17 protein-coding genes and 1 pseudogene are annotated in these 19364 nt (G+C 61.4%); 5 read left to right on the forward strand and 13 right to left on the reverse strand.

Annotation, left to right across the window (positions count from 1 at the left end):
- The first annotated feature begins 14 nt into the window (after window positions 1-14).
- Window positions 15-1394, forward strand: a complete 1380-nt coding sequence (locus tag AWM79_RS01820; RefSeq protein WP_017130508.1) for a DUF2868 domain-containing protein — start codon at window positions 15-17, stop codon at window positions 1392-1394.
- Window positions 1387-2760, forward strand: a complete 1374-nt coding sequence (locus AWM79_RS01825; protein ID WP_060782007.1) for a GTPase/DUF3482 domain-containing protein — start codon at window positions 1387-1389, stop codon at window positions 2758-2760. The genes AWM79_RS01820 and AWM79_RS01825 overlap by 8 nt, the downstream gene beginning before the upstream one ends.
- A 36-nt stretch (window positions 2761-2796) precedes the next feature.
- On the opposite strand, the gene AWM79_RS01830 is transcribed toward AWM79_RS01825, so the two are convergent.
- The 7 genes from AWM79_RS01830 to AWM79_RS01855 form a co-directional block, all read right to left on the reverse strand.
- Window positions 2797-3351 carry a hypothetical protein gene (locus AWM79_RS01830; RefSeq protein ID WP_060782008.1) on the reverse strand — a complete coding sequence of 185 codons (555 nt, stop codon included), beginning with the start codon at window positions 3349-3351 and terminating at the stop codon, window positions 2797-2799.
- 173 nt (window positions 3352-3524) lie between these two features.
- Complete coding sequence (locus AWM79_RS01835; RefSeq protein WP_244159611.1) at window positions 3525-4502, reverse strand: lysophospholipid acyltransferase family protein; 978 nt, start codon at window positions 4500-4502, stop codon at window positions 3525-3527.
- A 23-nt stretch (window positions 4503-4525) separates the two neighbouring features.
- A complete protein-coding gene (locus tag AWM79_RS01840; RefSeq protein ID WP_060782010.1) occupies window positions 4526-6688 on the reverse strand; it encodes a peptidase domain-containing ABC transporter in 2163 nt (720 codons plus the stop codon).
- Window positions 6685-7890, reverse strand: coding sequence for an HlyD family secretion protein (locus AWM79_RS01845; protein ID WP_244159612.1), 1206 nt, complete (start codon window positions 7888-7890; stop codon window positions 6685-6687). Before AWM79_RS01845 ends, AWM79_RS01840 begins: the two co-directional genes overlap by 4 nt.
- 193 nt (window positions 7891-8083) lie before the next feature.
- Window positions 8084-8245 carry a hypothetical protein gene (locus AWM79_RS25215; RefSeq protein WP_167375412.1) on the reverse strand — a complete coding sequence of 54 codons (162 nt, stop codon included), beginning with the start codon at window positions 8243-8245 and terminating at the stop codon, window positions 8084-8086.
- A gap of 188 nt (window positions 8246-8433) precedes the next feature.
- Entirely contained in the window at window positions 8434-9030 is a 597-nt protein-coding gene (locus AWM79_RS01850) for a phosphonate degradation HD-domain oxygenase (protein WP_060782011.1), read from the reverse strand.
- 423 nt (window positions 9031-9453) lie between these two features.
- Window positions 9454-11718, reverse strand: a complete 2265-nt coding sequence (locus AWM79_RS01855; protein ID WP_060782012.1) for a heavy metal translocating P-type ATPase — start codon at window positions 11716-11718, stop codon at window positions 9454-9456.
- Between the two features lie 83 nt (window positions 11719-11801).
- Between AWM79_RS01855 and cadR the strand changes: the two genes are divergently transcribed.
- Window positions 11802-12248, forward strand: coding sequence for a Cd(II)/Pb(II)-responsive transcriptional regulator (cadR, locus tag AWM79_RS01860; protein ID WP_017130516.1), 447 nt, complete (start codon window positions 11802-11804; stop codon window positions 12246-12248).
- A 54-nt stretch (window positions 12249-12302) separates the two neighbouring features.
- Here cadR and AWM79_RS01865 read toward each other — a convergent pair whose 3' ends face one another.
- The 3 genes and pseudogenes from AWM79_RS01865 to AWM79_RS24795 form a co-directional block, all read right to left on the reverse strand.
- Window positions 12303-13274, reverse strand: a complete 972-nt coding sequence (locus tag AWM79_RS01865; RefSeq protein WP_017130517.1) for a thymidylate synthase — start codon at window positions 13272-13274, stop codon at window positions 12303-12305.
- A gap of 47 nt (window positions 13275-13321) precedes the next feature.
- Window positions 13322-14143, reverse strand: a complete 822-nt coding sequence (lgt, locus tag AWM79_RS01870) for a prolipoprotein diacylglyceryl transferase (protein WP_017130518.1) — start codon at window positions 14141-14143, stop codon at window positions 13322-13324.
- Between the two features lie 127 nt (window positions 14144-14270).
- Window positions 14271-14378 (reverse strand): annotated as a pseudogene (locus AWM79_RS24795) (hypothetical protein); the annotation flags it as partial.
- Window positions 14379-14538: 160 nt separating this feature from the next.
- Between AWM79_RS24795 and AWM79_RS01875 the strand changes: the two are divergent.
- Complete coding sequence (locus AWM79_RS01875; RefSeq protein WP_060782013.1) at window positions 14539-15285, forward strand: NRDE family protein; 747 nt, start codon at window positions 14539-14541, stop codon at window positions 15283-15285.
- Window positions 15286-15312: 27 nt separating this feature from the next.
- On the opposite strand, the gene ptsP is transcribed toward AWM79_RS01875, so the two are convergent.
- Window positions 15313-17586: a phosphoenolpyruvate--protein phosphotransferase gene (gene ptsP / locus AWM79_RS01880; RefSeq protein ID WP_060782014.1), complete on the reverse strand. Its 2274-nt coding sequence runs from the start codon at window positions 17584-17586 to the stop codon at window positions 15313-15315.
- Between the two features lie 21 nt (window positions 17587-17607).
- Entirely contained in the window at window positions 17608-18087 is a 480-nt protein-coding gene (locus AWM79_RS01885) for an RNA pyrophosphohydrolase (RefSeq protein ID WP_026013022.1), read from the reverse strand.
- Between the two features lie 142 nt (window positions 18088-18229).
- Here AWM79_RS01885 and AWM79_RS01890 point away from each other — a divergent pair, with 142 nt between their 5' ends.
- Complete coding sequence (locus tag AWM79_RS01890; protein ID WP_060782015.1) at window positions 18230-18886, forward strand: histidinol-phosphatase; 657 nt, start codon at window positions 18230-18232, stop codon at window positions 18884-18886.
- A gap of 32 nt (window positions 18887-18918) precedes the next feature.
- On the opposite strand, the gene AWM79_RS01895 is transcribed toward AWM79_RS01890, so the two are convergent.
- Window positions 18919-19347 carry a DUF2269 family protein gene (locus AWM79_RS01895; RefSeq protein ID WP_060782016.1) on the reverse strand — a complete coding sequence of 143 codons (429 nt, stop codon included), beginning with the start codon at window positions 19345-19347 and terminating at the stop codon, window positions 18919-18921.
- Window positions 19348-19364 lie beyond the last annotated feature (17 nt).

Here is a 19364-nt window from a genome sequence, read left to right on the forward strand (position 1 = left end):
CAACAGGATGGCGCGTGACTGAACCGACTCCCCTGCAACGTCTCTGGCTGACCGAGACTGTGCGCCTGCGCGAAGAGCAGGCCGGCCCCCTGGAAGATCTGGAGGCCAACCGCCGCGCCCGGATGGCCGGCGGTGACCTGGCGACCCGTATCCAACACCGCGCCCTCTGGCTCGCCGAACGGGACGGCCAGCTCCGCGCCCTGCGGCACTGGCTGCAAGGGGCGCGCCTGGCCCTGTGGGTACTCGCCGTGGCGGTGATGTTCAGCGGCGGCGGCCTGGCCTTCGCCGCGCTGGGTAACGGGCAAGCCCCGGTCAATGTGTTCTGGGCCTTGGGCAGCCTGCTCGGCTTGAACCTGCTGCTGTTGGCGAGTTGGCTCGCGGGGCTGTGGCTGGCAGGCGGACACGGTGCTGGCCTGGGGCGGCTGTGGCTCTGGCTCAGCGAAAAGCTCGCCCGTGACGCCCAGGCAGTACAACTGGTGCCGGCACTGGCGCTGCTGCTGCAACGCCAACGCCTGAACCGCTGGGCCATCGGCATGCTCGTCCATGGCCTGTGGCTACTGGCCCTGCTCTGCGCACTGGTGATCCTGTTGATGCTGATGGCGACCCGCCGCTACGGGTTTGTCTGGGAGACCACCCTCCTCGGCAGCGATACCTTCGTCAGCCTGACCCAGGGTCTCGGCGCTCTGCCGACCCTGCTGGGCTTCGACATGCCCAACGAAGCGATGATTCGCGCCAGCGGCAACGGCGCCCTCGACCTTGAAGGCGCCCGCCAGGCCTGGGCCGGCTGGCTGGTTGGGGTGTTGGTGGTCTACGGCGTGCTACCGCGCCTGCTGCTGGGACTATTTTGCCTGTGGCGCTGGAACAGTGGCAGCCGCACGCTGCGACTGGATCCGAACCTGCCCGGCTACGCCCACCTGCGCGAACGCTTGATGCCCAGCAGCGAACGCCTCGGCGTCAGCGATGCCGCTCCCGAACAATTGCACAACGCCACCACTGGGGTCACTGCGCTCGACAGCGACGGGGCCTTGCTGGTAGCCATCGAGCTGGACGATCAACACGCCTGGCCACCCTTACTGCCCAAGGGCGTGCGGGACGCCGGTATTCTCGACAGTCGCGAGTCGCGGCAAAAACTCCTGGAACAACTGACTCGCTTCCCGCCGGCCCGCTTGGCGATTGCCTGCGATCCGCGCCGCTCGCCAGACCGCGGCAGCCTCGGGCTGATCGCCGAGCTGGCCCGTAGCGCCACTGAAACGCGCATTTGGCTGTTGCAGGCACCGCTTGGTCAAGCGCTAGATGCCGACCGCCTCGGCGACTGGCACAGCGCTCTGCGCCAACTCGACCTGGCCTTCGCCGACTGCGCTCCGCTCACCTGGTTGGAGACCGGCCATGACTAAGCCGCTGAAACTGGCCGTGGTCGGCCACACCAATGTCGGCAAGACCTCGCTGCTGCGCACCCTGACCCGCGACGTGGGATTCGGCGAGGTCTCCCATCGTCCCAGCACCACCCGCCATGTAGAGGGTGCGCGCCTGTCGGTGGACGGCGATGCCCTGCTGGAGCTGTACGACACGCCCGGCCTGGAAGATGCCATCGCCCTGCTCGACTATCTCGAACGCCTGGACCGCCCCGGTGAGCGCTTGGACGGTCCGGCGCGGGTGGCCCGCTTCCTGGCCAGCAGCGAAGCCCGACAACGCTTCGAACAGGAGGCCAAGGTGTTGCGCCAGTTGTTGGCGTCGGATGCCGGGCTGTATGTGATCGATGCCCGCGAACCGGTTCTGGCCAAATACCGCGACGAGCTGTCGGTGCTCGCCCGTTGCGGCAAACCGCTGCTGCCGGTGCTCAACTTCGTCAGCAGCGCCGCCCAACGCGAGCCCGACTGGCGTGAAGCCCTGGCCCGCCTGGGGCTGCATGCCCTGGTGCGCTTCGACAGCGTCGCACCGCCAGAGGATGGCGAGCGCCGCCTCTATGAAAGCCTCGCCCTGTTGCTGGAAGGCTCCCGTGCGCAACTGGAGCGGCTGATTTTCGACCAGCAGGCCCAGCGCCAAGCCCGCCGGCAGAGCGCCAACAGGCTGATCGCCGAGCTGCTGATCGACTGCGCCGCCTGTCGGCGCCAGGTGGCCGGCGAAGCCGATGCCGAAAACCGCGCCATCGCCGATTTACACCAGGCCATCCGCCAGCGCGAACAGCGTTGTGTCGAGGCCTTGCTCAAGCTCTACGCCTTTCGTGCCAGTGATGCGGCGGCAACGGATCTGCCGCTGCTCGATGGGCGTTGGGGCGACGATCTGTTCAACCCCGAAACCCTCAAGCAACTAGGCGTGAAAGTCGGTGGCGGGATTGCCGCTGGCGCGGCGGCGGGTGCCGGCATCGACCTGCTGGTGGGCGGGCTGACCCTCGGTGCCGCCGCTCTGGCCGGAGCCCTCGCCGGCGGCGCCCTGCAAACCGCTCGCGGCTATGGCAGCCGCCTGCTGGGCAAGCTCAAGGGCCAACGGCAACTGACTGTCGACGACAGTGTGCTGCGCCTGCTGGCCTTGCGCCAACGACAACTGCTGCAAGCCCTGGAAGCGCGCGGGCATGCGGCGATGGATAGCATCCAGGTGAGCTTGCCCGCCGATACTCATTGGCGCGAAGGCAAGTTGCCCGAGGCCCTGTATAAAGCCCGGGCGCATTCGCAGTGGTCGTCGCTCAATCCACAGTCGAAGCTGAGCCAGGCCGAACGCCAGGAGCAGCTTGAAAAGCTTCTCCGAAAGCTCGATGAAGGATAAACAGACGCGCCGGGGTTAGATCTGCGCCTGCATCTGCTATGCGCGGCGAGAGCGAGAACTCCAAGCCTCAAACGCCAGAAAACTCTTGATCAGCGCCCGGATCAGTTCTTTGTCGGCTTTATTGGCAATACCGTTTCCATCGATGTCACCGTTGGTAAAGGATTCAAAGACGCCGTCGTTATCACCGTCATAGCCGGCGGCCCGGTAAACCAGCGTCTGCTCCCCCGAAGCGGCACAATCCTTATAAAACTCCAGCTGGACGACATTCGGCGAGCCGTCATTGTGATAGTTTTCGGCAAATACCTTGAGGTAACGCTGTTCATTACCGCCCCGGTTGAACCAGTTCAGTTGCAGGAAAACATCCGCGAATGCGCGGAACAGATGCTGATCGCGCAAGGAAAACCGGCCGTCCTGGTCAATGTCGCCAGCCATGGCGAAATCGACACGGGCATCGCCCGTCTGATCGACCGCAACAGCAATACCCAACTGTTGGTCCGGATGGCAGAGCATGTCCTTGTAGAATTTGAGCAATACGGTATTGGCCTTTCCGGTTTGACCAAGGTCCTGGGCAATGGCTTTCAAGTAACGCATAACGACTCCTGTCGATGAATGTTTCTTCAGCCTAAGGCCATTGCCAACCAGGGCTCCAGCCGACAACTCCCGTAACCTCGTGGGAAACCCAGGCACATCACGAGAGCCGGCGCCATACGCCAGCTTGAAACCCACTTGAGCCAAACGCTTGTCGCCCACTTGCCCGGCGTCGCTCAATGGCGGCGAATGGCTGTGGATAGATCCGTCTGCCGCTGCTCGCTTGAGGACGCTTGGCGCTGATAAAAAGCCTCCATCTCAGGCAGGTACAACCAGTTCTGCGGAGCTTCGCGAAGGAAACCTTCCAGCGCTTCGGCCCAACGCGGCAGCATCTGGTCCAGAGGGCCATGGGCGATCCGTTCTAGCACACGCAACTCGCCCCGTTGCCCCAAGCGCACGCGATGCCCCACCAGCAGGAGGTCGCAGCCCAGTTTCGAGGCCAGGAACAGCGGGCCTTTGACAAACTGCGCATCGCGCCCGAAAAACCGTCCCGCCATCGGCTCGCCAAAACGGGTGCCGCCGAGACTGACCGGCAAATCGCAGAAAATGATCACCTGATCGCCCCGCTTCACACCTCGGGCAATGGCCAGCGCCGTCCTCGGATCATTGCTGTCGAGAACCTCGATCACGTGCCCAAGGCCTTCGAGATGCTTGATCGAGCCATGGGTAAACGGGTCCCTGAAGTTCCAGATCGGGATAATGAAACGCGTAGGCGAAGTCCGTCGCTCGACCACGCCGGCCACAGCCATCCAGTACTCGCCACAATGGGGCAAGGCGATGATCGTCCGCCGCCTGAGGCTGCGTTGCCAGTGATCGCCAGGATCGGACCACGCGATGGACCTGATCCAGGCTCGCAAATGTGCCGGTTTATGACTCTGATAAAGGTGCTGGTAAAGCCCACGTTGAAGCTGGATCGCGCTGTGCTGGCAGGCCAGGATGCGGCAACGCTCGGCACACAAATCAAAGAGTTGCAGATTCTGATAGCTGCGACTGTAGCCCACGCCCCGCCAGCGACGGGGTAGCCTCATCAGCACGACGGGCACCCGCGCCAGTACTCCCCGCAGTGCATTGACCCGAAAGAGCTGGGCCAGGACGATCAGCCCGTGGCGGCGCAGCCTGGCCTTGAGCAGCGCCCAGAACAACCAGCGCTTCATCTGGCCACTCAAGCCCCGAGCCATCATGCGTCCGCTATCGCCAGCGGTATCAGGCGGCCCTCGGACATCTGCAGGATCGTCGCACAGGCAGCCGCTACCTCCCGGTCATGAGTCACCACGACACAGGACAAAGGCAAGTTGCGAATCGTCTCGATCACCACATCGCGCGAGGCTCGGTCCAGATGGGCCGTCGGTTCGTCGAGCAGTAGCAACTGTGGCCGTCGATACAAGGCCCGGGCAATCAGCAAGCGTTGCCGCTGCCCGGAGGACAGTTGAATGCCCACCGAACCCAGTTGCGTGTTGAAACCATTGCTCAGCTGCAATACACACTGGAGCAGGTCCACTTGCTCGACACACGCCTGCAACCAGGGGCCGTCGAGTTCATCGTCCATCACGATATTGTCAACCAGGCTGCCGTCGACAATCTCGCCCTGGGCCATGACATACGCCACGCCCTGGCGATAGCGGCGCAGGCCGAAATGGCGCATGGCCTGGCCGTTGATGCGCAACGACCCTTCACTCAGCGGATAGAAGCCGGCCAGGACTTTCAGGAAGGTGCTCTTGCCGCAGCCCGAGGGGCCGAGAATGGCGATCTTCGCCCCTTGCCCCTCAAGGGTGAAATCCACCTTGTCGAAGGTCGGACGCTCGAACGAGCTGTAGCAGAATTGTGCGCTCTGCATACGAATGGAGGTAATGGCCTCGCGCTGCCCAAGCGGGCTGCTGCTGTAGGCACAGGACTCGAACGGTTCCGGGCGCTCGTCGACGATGTCATCCAGCCGTCCGAGCTCAACCTTCACCAGCCGCAGGTTCATGTAGCCATCCACCAGCTTGAAGGAACACGCCATGAACATGTCCTTGTACAACACAAAGGCAAACAGGTCGCCGATGCTGTTCTCGCCGTTCAACACCGCCAGGGCGCCCAGCGCGCTGACCAGCAAGGAGTGACCGTGGGACAAGCCGTCATGCACCACCTGGTTCATCGCCTGCATGCGCTGGACCCCGGCGCGGGCCGTTTCAGTGTCCGCCTGCCGATTGCTCCAAGACGCCAACTTCACCGCTTCGTAGCGATAGAGCTTCATCGACTCGATACCACCGAGCACACCCAACAGCGTGACATTGCGCCGCGTCTCGGCCTCGATGGAGGCCTTGTGGCGCATTTCCATCAACGGCAAGGTCAAACCACGAAAGAGAAAAAACAGCAGGCACAACGCCAGGGACAGACCCGCCAGCTTGAGATTGATCAGCGCCATCAGTATCAGGAAGACCAGGCCAAACAGGCTATCGATGCCCAAGTCCATCCATCCCGAGGTGAAAGGGAGAAACACCTTGTCCGCAGCCTGGGTGCGCCGCAGGATGTCGCCTGGGGCACGACGCTCGAAATAGCCCAAGGGCAGGCGCAGTAACCAGGCCACGACACCGGTCGACAGATCCTGTGTCAATGCGACCCGGAGCTGGGCGTCCAGCACCGCCCGCAGCCAGGCGGCAACGGTCTTGAACAGAAAAATCCCGCCGAAGACGTATAGGATCAGGTATAGGAAATCCTCATCGTTTTTGGCGACCACCTCATCGATCGTCAAGGAAAACAGCTTCGGTGCGGCAATACCGCCGATATAGCCCACCACCGACAGCAACCCCATGGGAATCAAATAGCGCAAGAGCCAGGGGTTCTTGCGCAGTAAGCTGGCACAACCCAGCGATGCCGGCGCCTTGACACCGGCTTGAAGGGTGAAGGTCAGGCCCGGCAGCATTTCCAGGGCGACCCCGCTGAACATCGGTAGCGCTTCTTCCCAGGTGTAGAAACGCCGCCCCACGGCTGGGTCGACCAGGTGCAGGCCTTTTCTCCCCACCGCTTCCAACACCACGAAATGCCGATTGTTCCAGAATAGGATCGACGGTGTGCGCAACTGTTTGAGCCCATCGAGCAAGGTTTTCAAGGGGCGACAGGTAAAACCCAACTCGTCGGATACCTTGATGACCTGGAACAGCGACATCCCGTCCCGTGCCACGCTGTAATCACGTCGCAGTTGACGCAAGGCCAAGTGCTTGCCGTGGTAGCCGGCGACCATGGCAATGGAGGCCAGGCCACACTCGGATATTTCGTCCTGCAAGATCACCGGCACACGCTTGCGCAGCCACTGTCCGGAACGTGCCATGGCATCGCGCAATAGTGACTTGAAGTGGCTCATGTCGACTCGTCCGTGATCGGTGCTCCGGCGCGCTCGGATCGCCAAAAGCCAGGATTGCGCTCAAGCCCCTTGCGCAGGGGCAGAAACAACCACTCCATCAGGCTCGTGCGCTCCAGACTCAACGAGCCCCTGAGGGTCATGCCATCCTTGAGCCAGTCCTCGCGGATACGGGTGTGGGCGGCACTGAAATCCGGTTTTACCTCCACCAGATACGTGGGCACTTCGCGCGAATCATCATGGGCCGCGTCGGGAACCGCTGCTTTGTAGGTGCTGGCAGAACGATGAACGATAGCGCCTTTGACAACGCCGTAACGCTCATATGGAAAAGCATCGAAACGCAAGATCACCTCGGTACCGGGTGTGGCGAAACCAATGGCCGACGAGTTGACGTCGAGCATGACCCGAAGCGGAGGATGGCGAGGCTGAACCACACGCAACAGCATCATTGGCTGCCCAACCTCGACCCTGTCGCCAGCAAATACCGCCACCGTATCCACGACACCCGCCACGGGAGAAAGCAATACATGTCCCTGGTTCTGTTCCAGCAACTCCAGACGTTCCAGCCACTCATTGCGCTGGCGGGCGAACTGCCCCAGGCGCGCCGCCAGGTCCTGCTCCGCCTGGCTGACACGCTGCTGCAACTCCAGGCTGCGCTGCTGGGTGCTGGCCCGCGCCAGCTCGTTGCTGGCCTGGTCTTCCAGGGCAGACTCATGCGCCACCACCGCCTGATCCAAGGCAGAGCCGGAAACCGCGCCCTGGCCGGCCAATTGTGCATGGCGCTGTCGTTCATCCAAGGCAACGCCGACCCGGCGCTGGATCGATTGCCCGATCCGGCTGTTGAGCGCCAGGTCCTGATCCAGTTGACGAAGCTGACGTTGCAGAAGGTCTTGCTGGGCGGCGTGAGCGGATCGGGCCAGGTTTTCCTCCGCCACCAGCTCATCGAGCAGCTTGTGCAAGCGTTCGATATTGCTGACCGAGAGGGCTTGATCGCCGTCGGCCTCGAAGTTTTCCGGAGCCACCGTGCGCAGGCGAATCAGCGGCTGGCCACGCTTGACCGACTCGCCGGAACCGACCAGCATCTCGTCGACATGAGCCGCCCTCTCACTGGCGATACGAACCACATCGCGGGTCATCACCCGCCCTTGCACTTCTTCCTTTCTCACATAGCTGCCGGCCAACAACAGCACCAGTACCGCGATCAAAAAGACACCCGTTACTCCACCGAAAATCAGCGGCCGGGTCGCTGACCTCGGGGACACCGTCCCCCACTCGAGCATAAGTAAATCCGTACAGGGGAGGTTCGCCATTGACCAGGCATCGAGCAAACGGGGCAAGGCCATCGGCCTGCCCCGTCCAGTGCCACTACGTCAACCCGTAGCGTATCGGTAATCGCTATCAGCTGACTGCCGAACCAATCATCTTGAAAAATTTGTTGGCCGTCTCGACCGCACCGTCCATCCACGCCCCCGCATCGGAGAACCAACCGGCTCCGCGTATATCCATGGTTTCCTCAAGGGTCATTTCCTGAGGGGCATTGTCTTGTTGCTTATCGTCCATCGGGATACCTCACTGATCGAGTTATGAAAACACATCAGGCCGAACACGCTATCCGACTTGAATTTCATCGCACCCCGCAGGCCCGAAGGCATTGCCGGAGTGCGCGGCCATTCTCTCAACCAGCAAGGAAAGCAACTATAAGACCCACCGAACATCCCACGCCCGAATAATCACTACGCCAGCCAGCACTATGCGTCGTGCGTTGTAGTATGAATCACAGTCTCGCTCAGCAAGTGTTGCGCCTTGTCTCTCAAGACCTGCAAATCAATCACCGGAACCCGTAGCTGCTTGGCCTGTTCGTCCCACTGGCGCATCCGCAGACTCACGCCGAACAAGGGGTCAAGCTCGAAAGCTTGAGCTTCTTGCAGCGTCATCACGCCGCCCTGGTATTCCAATGTACGGCGACTCGCCTCGCTCAAACGCTCGTAGTACCCGGGATCGGTTAATGTCAGATAACGCTTGGCCTGCACGTGATACTCGACCAGTTGAGCCAGCCGTTCGCTGAAACCGGCCCGACGCAGATAATCCGCGCCCAGGCGTTCATGACCGACGACGCCATACCCCCCCATATTCCTCACCGGCTGCCCGACGGACGGGCAGATATGCCCGATATCGTGGAAGAAGGCCGCCAACACCACTTCATCGTCGAAGCCTTCGGCCATCGCCAGTTGCGGGGCCTGGGACATGTGTTCCAACTGCGAAACCGGTTCGCCAATATAATCGGTGCTGCCAAACCGCTGGTACAGGTCAAAGACTTCGTCCAGCACGTGTTCGATACCGCTCATCAACGCTCTCCCAACACAGTAACGCTATTCATCTCGACCTAAGCGGCTCAACGACAGCGGTTGCCGAGGCACAGCCCGCCATCGTCCCGGCACTCGAAGCCAACCCTGCGGCACGGCAATACACCGCGCGCCCTCGTCGGCGTGCTTGGATTGGCCGAGGCGGCGGCGATCGAGTGGTCCATGGACGGACCTCATCAAATGGATGAGGCTCATGTTAGGGGGCGAATGCGTAGGCCATGTGACAACAAGGCACAAAGCTGCCAATGAGCGATAGGGCTTGATAAGCCTCAGCCAACCAATCGGTTGGCGAGCCGAGCCCGCGATGAGCGGGCTGGCTGAGGCCGAAATTTCTTGTCGCCTGGGTGATGCCGCCCGGTTAGACCAGCCTGTCGCTCGGCATTCGACACATCAGCCTCTCATCGGCTATTTGCGCAATAGGCGCAGGCCGTTGAATACCACCAGCAGGCTAACGCCCATATCGGCGAACACCGCCATCCACATGGTCGCCAGGCCCTGGAAGGTTACCGCCAGAAAGATCGCCTTGATGACCAAGGCCAGCACGATATTCTGTTTGAGGATAGCCGCGGTCTGTCGTGACAGGCCAATAAAAGCCGGAATTTTGCGCAAATCGTCGTCCATCAAGGCGACATCGGCGGTTTCGATGGCGGTATCGGTGCCGGCCGCCGCCATGGCAAAGCCGATCTCGGCGCGGGCCAGGGCCGGCGCATCGTTGATACCGTCGCCAACCATGCCGACCCGATGCCCCTTGGCGTACAACGCTTCGATAGCCTGTAGTTTGTCGGTCGGCAGCAGGTCGCCACGCGCCTCATCGATACCCACCTGGACCGCAATCGCGTTGGCGGTGTGCAGGTTGTCGCCGGTCAACATCAGGGTCTTGATACCCATCTCATGCAACTGGAGGATGGCTTCGCGACTGGAAGCCTTGACCGTATCGGCCACGGCGAACAACGCCAGCGGGCCGGAACTATCGAGCAGCAGCACGACAGTCTTGCCCTGCCTCTCCAGGGCGAAGAGTTTGTCTTCCAGTGCCGGCGAGCACAGGCCCAGATCCTCCACCAGGCGGTGGTTGCCCAGATGATAAAGCCGACCGCCGACTTCACCGCGCACGCCGCGCCCGGCCAGAGCGGCAAAGGCCTCGACTTCCCGCAATGCAAGCTGTTTCTCCCGCGCATCCTGGGCAATCGCCTGGGACACCGGGTGATCGGAACGGGCCGCCAAACTGGCGGCAATGGCAGGGGCCGACTCGTTCAGCAGTGGCTCCAGCGCCAGGAAGTCGGTCAGTACTGGCTTGCCATGGGTGATAGTGCCGGTCTTATCCAACGCCAGGTAATCGAGCTTGTGACCGCCTTCCAGGTACACCCCACCTTTGACCAGGATACCTTGGCGCGCCGCCGCCGCCAGGCCGCTGACAATCGTTACCGGCGTCGAGATCACCAATGCACAAGGACAAGCGACCACCAGCAACACCAAAGCCCGATAGATCCAGTCAAACCACAGGCCACCCAGAAACAGCGGCGCAATCACCGCCACAACCAGGGCGAAGGCAAACACCGCCGGGGTGTAGATCTTCGAGAAGCTATCGACGAAGCGCTGGGTTGGCGCCCGTGCGCCTTGGGCTTGCTCGACGGCATGGATAATCCGCGCCAGGATCGAATGACCCGAGACCGCCGTGACCCGATAGTCCAGGGAACCGGACTGATTGATGGTACCAGCAAAGACCTTATCGCCAGGGTGCTTCTCGATGGGCAAGCTTTCACCCGTGATCGGCGCCTGATCGACGCTGGAACGGCCATAGACCACCTCGCCATCCAGGCCGATGCGCTCGCCCGGACGCACTCGCACCAAGGCGCCCAGCTCGATACTTTTAACCTCGCGCTCAAGCCAACTGCCATCTTCCTGGCGCACGGTGGCTTGCTCCGGGGCCATCTGCATCAGACTGCCGATGGCGTTGCGCGCCCGATCCAGCGACCGCGCTTCGATCAATTCGGCCAGGGTGAACAGGAACATCACCATGGCCGCTTCCGGCCACTGGCCGATCAACACGGCTCCGGTGACGGCGATGCTCATCAGTGCGTTGATATTCAGGTTGCGGTTCTTCAGGGCAATCCAACCCTTCTTGTAGGTGCCCAGCCCTCCGCTGAAGATCGACACCAAGGCGATGATGGCCACCACCCAAGTCGGCACTACGCTGGTGAAATGGAGCACTTCGGCGCCCAGCGCGCCCAGCCCGGAAACTGCCAGCGGCCACCAGGATTTTTTGGCCGCGGATACGTCCGTGGTTTCGCTGCCGTTCTCCAGCGGCTCGGCCTGCATCCCCAGTGAATTGATAACCTCGACAATCGGTGCGGTCGAAGCCAAATCATGGGTCACGCCGAGGATGCGGTTGATCAGGTTGAACTCCAGTTGCTGCACCCCTGCCAACTTGCCGAGCTTATCCTGAATCAACGTCTGCTCGGTCGGGCAGTCCATTGCTTCGATACGGAAACGACTGAGGCGCGCCGTGGCGCTGGTGGCGGTGCCGAGCTTGATCAGCGTTGGCGCGGCGGCACCCGAGCAACAAGAGGCCTGTTGAGGCGGCATCTTCACCGACGAATGGGCATGACCGTCACAACAAGAGTGATCGTGATCGGCGTTGATCTTGCGATGGCTATGAATGGAGTCGTTCATGGGGACGTCCCTGAAGGTGCTTGTTGCCAAGTGAACACCCTGTAGTCACTATAGGGTCAAGCACCCTGCTGGGAGATCGAACGATGAAAATTGGCGAGCTGGCGAAACTCACCGACTGCCCGGTGGAAACCATCCGCTATTACGAGAAAGAAAGCCTGCTGCCGGAACCGGCACGTAGCGAGGGCAACTATCGCCTGTATACCCAGGCGCATGTGGAGCGCCTGACTTTTATCCGCAACTGCCGCAGCCTCGACATGACGCTGGAGGAAATCCGCAGCTTGCTGAGCCTGCGCGACAGCCCGCAGGACCAATGCGAAAACGTCAATGCGCTAATCGACGAGCACATCCATCACGTCAAGGCGCGCATCGATGGGTTGTTGGCGTTGCAAGCGCAACTGCTCGACCTGCGCCAGCGCTGCGGCGAAGGACCGAATGTCGACCAGTGCGGGATTTTGCGACGCTTGGAAGTCAGCGGCAGCGTGCTGCCGGCTGAAGAGCATTCGCATGTCGCGAGGAGTCACGGACACTGAGCCGTGGCGAGTGGATAAAGCCGCCAACCCGCCAAATGGCTCCCTCGGCCCGGCTTAAACCGCCATCGGTGCCGTCATCGGCGCATGGTGCTGGTAGCCTTCCAGGGAGAAGTCCCCCGGCTCCACCAGCTCCAGCCACTGCGGTTGGTACACGCCGGTCTTGGCAAACTCCGGCACGCGCTCGGCAATGACCAGTTTCGGCATGGGGAACGGCTCGCGGGTGAGTTGTTCGTTGAGCATGTCCAGGTGATTTTCATACACATGGGCATCGCCGATAAAGTAGGTGAACCAGCGCGGTGTATAACCGCTCAGGCGACCGATCAGGCTCAGCAACGCCGCGCCTTCGGTCAGGTTGAACGGTGTGCCCAGGCCCAAATCGTTGGAGCGGATATAGAGGGTCAGGGAGATTTCCCGCGTCTGCACATTCGGGTGGAACTGATACAGCAGGTGGCACGGCGGCAAGGCCATTTCATCCAGTTGCGCGCAGTTCCAGCCGTGGAACAGGATGCGTCGACTGCCAGGATCGTTGATGATGGTGTCGAGGCACTGGCGCACCTGATCGATAGCCTTGTACAGCACCACATAGGCCTGGCCGTTTTCTTCGCCTTCGGCAATCTGCCGGTAGCCCTGGTTCAAGGTCTGCTCAATGGCCGCGCGATTGCTCAGCGCAATCTGCTTGTACGCCGGCCACTGGCGCCATTGCACGCCATAAATTTCGCCCAGGTCATCGTCACCCCGGCGAAACGGGTTGGCCAGCCATTGGGCGTTTTCGTTGGCGTTCTGGTCCCAGACCTTGCAGCCCAGCTCGCGGAACCCGGCGGCATTGTTGACACCACGCAGGAAGCCACACATTTCGCCGATGGCGGATTTGAAGGCCATCTTGCGCGTGGTGATCGCCGGAAAACCATCCTGCAAGTCATAACGCAGCATCGCCCCCGGCAAGCTGATGGTGTTCACGCCGGTGCGGTTGGCCTGTTTGGTGCCGTTGTTGATGACGTGGGCAACCAGATCGAGATATTGCTTCATGAATTATTGCATCCTTGAATACAGGGCCCGCAGGCCCCGATCCGAATTTAAAGCGCGGCGTCTTTCGTGGTCGGCGTGCTCGGCTGGCGGTGATAGGCGAACCACAACAGCGCCAGGCCACCGAGGATCATCGGTAGACTGAGAACCTGCCCCATGGTCACCCAGCCGAACGCCAGATAGCCAAGCTGCGCATCCGGCACCCGGACGAACTCGACGATAAAACGGAAGACCCCATAGAACAACGCGAACATGCCGGACACTGCCATGGTTGGCCGTGGCTTGCGCGAGAACAGCCAGAGGATCACGAACAGCGCCACGCCTTCAAGGGCGAACTGGTACAACTGCGACGGATGGCGTGGCAGTTGCGCCGGGTCGCTGAACGGCGGGAAGACCATCGCCCACGGCACATCGCTGGGCTTGCCCCACAGTTCGGCATTGATGAAGTTGCCGATACGCCCGGCCCCCAGGCCAATCGGCACCATCGGCGCGACAAAGTCCATCAACTCGAAGAACGACTTGCCATTGCGTCGACCGAACCACCAGGCGGCCAACATTACACCGATAAAGCCACCATGGAAGGCCATGCCCCCCTTCCAGACCTCGAAGATCAACGTGGGGTTGGCGATATAAGCCGACAGATCGTAGAACAGCACATAACCCAGGCGCCCACCGACGATCACCCCCATGGCCAACCAAAACACCATGTCGGAGAGTTTCTCCTTGGTCCAGGTCGGGTCGAAACGGTTCATGCGTCGGGAGGCCAGCAGCCAGGCCCCGCCGATACCGACCAGGTACATCAGGCCATACCAGTGGATTTTCAGCGGGCCGATGGCCAGGGCCACCGGGTCAATCTGCGGGTAAGGCAGCATTGCGACTCCTCGATAGAGTAGAAAATTCAGGGCCCACGCGGTTTCTCGGCGTCCGGGCCGGCGTGCCATGTTGCGGCTCGCGTGTTAAGCCAATATTGCGCCCGAAAGACTGAACCGGGCCTGAGACTCAAGTCGGGGATTTTATCCCGACACCGAACAATAACCCGGCAAACAACCGCTTGAGCAACAACCGCGACACCTTGTGCGCCAGTTGCACGCCGAAGCGGGCGAAAGGCCAGCACGCCCGCGCATGCGCTTGAGTACCCGATAGAGCCGAAACTCCATGAGCGCCCCCGCAACAAGACCGCCATGGTAACGGAAGCATGCCGCTCCTCTCTACTGGATGAGCGCGCAGACCCTGCGTAGAGTGGGCAAAAATACCGAGGAACCACCTGATGTGCCTGATTGTCTTCGCCTGGCGCCCAGGCCATGCCCAACCGCTGATTGTCGCGGCCAACCGTGACGAATTCTATGCCCGCCCCAGCTTGGCGCTGGCGCAATGGCCACAAGCACCGCAGGTTCATGCCGGGCGCGACCTGGAGGCTGGCGGTACCTGGCTCGGCGTCGGCGTCGGCCAGCGCTTTGCCGCGCTGACCAATATCCGCGATCCCCATCAACCACCGGCCCGGCGTTCCCGTGGCGAACTGGTGGCTCGGTTCCTCATGGGGGAAACGGCGGCTGCCGATTATCTCGCCGAAATCTGCGCACAATCGCAGGAATATGCTGGTTTCAACCTGTTGTTAGGCACAACTGACCAGTTGTGGCATTTCAACTCCCATGAGGCTAAGCCGCGCCAACTGACAGAAGGCGTTTACGGCCTGTCCAATGCGGGACTCGATACGCCGTGGCCAAAGTTGCTCAAAGCCAGGGCGGCACTGTCGCAGACCCTGAACGATCCCCGACCGGCAAACCTGCTCGCCCTACTGAGCGATCCGGCGCCGGCGTCCCTTGTCGAACTGCCGGACACTGGCGTCGGGTTGGCGACAGAGAGCCTGTTATCGAGCGTGTTTATTGCCAGCCCGAGCTATGGCACTCGGGCCAGTACCGCGCTGATCGTCAATGCCGATGGCACGCGGCATCTGCTGGAGCGCAGTTTCGGGCCTTATGGCGGGCATCTGGGAGAGGTGGAACTGAAGATCTGAACGGGAGCCGTGGCGCTCCCACAACGCTCAGTGCTTGACCACCGGATTGGCCATCCGCGCCAGTCCGAGGTTCTTCAGCGCCAGTTGCAAGGTACTGTGGATAACTTGCGGGTTGTCGATAGTCATCACCTGGGCCAGTAACTCTTGCGATTTGCTCAGGCTGATCTGACGCAGCATCCACTTCACTTTCGGCAAGTTGGTGGCGTTCATCGACAGACTGTCGAAGCCCATCGCCATCAACAGCACCGCCGCCGCCGGATCACCGGCCATTTCACCGCAGATGCTCACCGGCTTGCCTTCGGCGTGGGCATCACGCACCACGTTCTGCAAAGCCTGCAACACCGCCGGGTGCATATAGTCATACAGGTCGGCAACCCGTGGGTTGTTACGGTCGACGGCCAGCAGATACTGGGTCAGGTCGTTGGAACCGACCGAGAGGAAGTCGACCTGCCGGGCCAGCTCACGGGTCTGGTACACCGCCGCCGGAATCTCGACCATTACCCCCACCGGCGGCATCGGTACATCGGTGCCTTCGTCGCGGACTTCGCCCCAGGCCCGGTGAATCAGGTGCAACGCTTCTTCCACTTCATGGGTGCCGGAAATCATCGGCAGCAGGATCCGCAGGTTGTTCAGGCCTTCGCTGGCCTTGAGCATCGCCCGGGTCTGCACCAGGAAGATTTCCGGGTGGTCGAGGGTCACGCGGATACCGCGCCAGCCAAGGAACGGGTTGTCTTCGACAATCGGGAAATACGACAGCGACTTGTCGCCACCGATGTCCAGGCTGCGCATGGTCACCGGCTGGGGATGGAACGCCGAGAGCTGTTCACGATAGATCGCCAACTGTTCCTTTTCGCTCGGGAAGCGCTGGTTGATCATGAACGGCACTTCGGTGCGGTACAGCCCTACACCTTCAGCACCACGTTGTTGCGCACGGGCCACGTCCGCCAACAGGCCGGTGTTGACCCACAATGGCATGCGGTGACCATCAAGGGTCACGCAAGGCAGTTCGCGCAGGGCGTCGAGGCCGCGGGAAAGCTGGCGTTCTTCTTCCACGACGCTGGCGTACTGCTTGCGTAGCAGCTCGCTCGGGTTGGTAAACACCTCGCCGCGTGCGCCATCGACGATCATTTCGATACCGTCGACCTTGGAATACGGCAGGTCCACCAAGCCCATCACCGTCGGGATGCCCATGGCTCGGGCCAGGATCGCGACATGGGAGTTGCCAGAACCGAGAACCGACACCAGGCCCTTGAGCTTGCCTTCCGGCACCTCACCCAGCATGGCCGCCGTCAGTTCTTCGCTGACCATGATGGTGTTGTCCGGATAAACCAATGCCTGCTGGCGTTCCGACTGTAGGTAGGCCAACAGCCGGCGGCCAAGGTCCTTGACGTCCGAAGCTCGCTCGCGCAGGTAGGCGTCGTCCATCAACTCGAAACGGTTGACGTGGTCGGTGACTACTTGACGCAACGCGCCTTGGGCCCACTGGCCGGTCTTGATGATGTTGGTGACTTCACTGCCCAAGGAGGCATCGTCAAGCATCATCAGGTAAACATCGAATAACGCACGCTCTTCCGGACGTAACTGGGTCGCTAGCTTGGCCGACAAGGTACGCATGTCACTGCGCACGCCTTCGATGGCAGTCTTGAACAGCGCCAATTCGGCGTCGATATCGCTGATAGCCTTATCCGGCACCACATCCAGGTCCGCCGGTGGCAGCATGACCACCGCCGTACCCACCGCGGCGCCCGGCGAACCTGGCACACCGATGAACTTGGCTTCCTGGATGCCCTTGCCTTCGCGTCCCAGACCACGGATCGAGCCTGTGGCCTCGGCATGGGCGATCACCCCGGCCAGTTGAGCGCTCATCGTCACCAGGAAGGCTTCTTCACCTTCGTCGAACTGGCGACGCTCTTTCTGCTGGATGACCAGCACGCCCACGACGCGACGGTGGTGAATGATCGGCGCGCCGAGGAAAGAAGCGTAGCGTTCCTCGCCGGTTTCGGCGAAGTAGCGGTAGCGCGGGTGGCCCGCGGCGTTTTCCAGGTTCAGGGGTTCTTCGCGCGTCCCGACCAGACCGACCAGGCCCTCGTTGGGCGCCATGCTGACCTTGCCGATCGAGCGCTTGTTCAAGCCTTCGGTGGCCATCAGCACAAAGCGATTGGTCTCGGGGTCCAGCAGGTAGACCGAACAGACTTGGCTGCCCATGGCCTCTTTGACGCGCAATACAATAATCCCCAACGCCGCCTTGAGATCCTTGGCGGAGTTAACTTCCTGGACGATCTTGCGCAGCGTATTGAGCATGGCTCGGGGTCGAACTCCGTGTCAGTCGCGCGCTAAAAGGCGCGGGGCAAGCTCTTTGAGCGCGCGACGATAAACTTCGCGCTTGAATGTCACCACCTGGCCCAACGGGTACCAATAGCTGACCCAACGCCAGCCATCGAACTCCGGTTTACCGGTCAAATCCATCCGCACTCGCTGCTCGTTGGAGAGCAGGCGCAGGAGAAACCATTTCTGTTTCTGGCCGATGCACAGCGGTTGGCTGTGGGTACGCACCAGGCGTTGCGGCAAACGATAACGCAACCAGCCCCGGGTACAGGCCAGAATTTGCACATCCTCACGTTCCAGGCCGACTTCTTCGTTCAATTCGCGATACAAAGCGTCTTCAGGCGTTTCATCCGGATTGATCCCGCCTTGCGGAAACTGCCATGCCTCTTGATTGATCCGGCGTGCCCACAGGACCTGGCCGGCATCATTCGTCAGAATTATCCCGACATTAGGACGGAAACCATCGGGGTCGATCACGGCAACCACCTCGCAAACGCATGTCGTCGCATTGTTCCACAAAGGTTGTGAAAGCAGCAACGAGCCTTCCTACCTTATGTGCACTCTTGTGAAAAGACCGTATTCTGGTGGCCTTTTACGGGCTTTTCAGCGAGTAACCGCAATGCGTCTGGCTTTATTCGACTTGGACAACACACTTTTGGGCGGCGACAGCGACCACGCTTGGGGCGATTACCTGTGCGAACGGGGGATTCTCGACCCGGTGGCCTACAAGGCACGCAACGACCAGTTCTATCAGGATTACCTGGTCGGCACGCTGGACAACGCCGAGTATCTGAACTTCTGCCTGGAAATCCTCGGCCGCACCGAGATGGCCCAACTGGACGAATGGCATCGCGACTATATGCGCGACTGCATTGAACCCATCGTGCTGCCCAAGGCCCTGGAGCTGCTGGCCCGGCATCGCGATGCCGGTGACAAGCTGGTCATTATCACCGCGACCAACCGTTTCCTGACCGCACCGATTGCCGCGCGCCTGGCCGTCGAGACCTTGATCGCCACCGAATGCGAGATGATCGACGGTCGTTATACTGGCCGCAGCACCGATGTACCGTGCTTTCGCGAAGGCAAGGTAACGCGCTTGAACCGCTGGCTGGAAGAAACCGGGCACAACCTACGCGACAGTTACTTCTACAGTGACTCGATGAATGACCTGCCGCTGCTGGACCAGGTGAGCCATCCGGTGGCGGTGGATCCTGATCCGAACTTGCGGGCCGAAGCCCAGCGGCGCGGCTGGCCGGTCATCAGTCTGCGCGGCTGAAGGCCGCTTCGCGGCGGTGCCGTGTTCCGCGATCAGATCGGTTTGGCGCCCATCAGCGCCGCAATCGCGACAAAACACAGCGCACTGAAGATCGCCAGCGCCAGGGTGAACGTCGCGTTGACGCCCACCTCGCCCCGACGCAGGCGGTTGAGCCGCACCACCAGCCATGCCCAGGCCAGGCAACCGACGGTGTAGAGCACACTGGAACCCAGCAGCCAGGCCTGGCTCAGTGGAATACCACCCAAGTGTACCAACCACCAGCCGCTGATCGGCTGTACCACCAGGCACAGCGCCATCAACCCCCATGCCAGGACCCAGGGCATTCTCAACTGCCGGCCCAGGATCGTCGCATCCCCCGTCCGGCGCCCACGCCATAGCCCGATGGCCACGAACAGGGCACTGCCCAGCAGCAATACCGTGACCACACTGTGAAGCAGTTTCAGGGCCATGAAGGTTTCCATTTCATCTTTTCCTTAAA

Origin of the sequence: Pseudomonas agarici (genome assembly GCF_001543125.1) — a bacterium.
GTDB classification, from domain to species: domain Bacteria; phylum Pseudomonadota; class Gammaproteobacteria; order Pseudomonadales; family Pseudomonadaceae; genus Aquipseudomonas; species Aquipseudomonas agarici.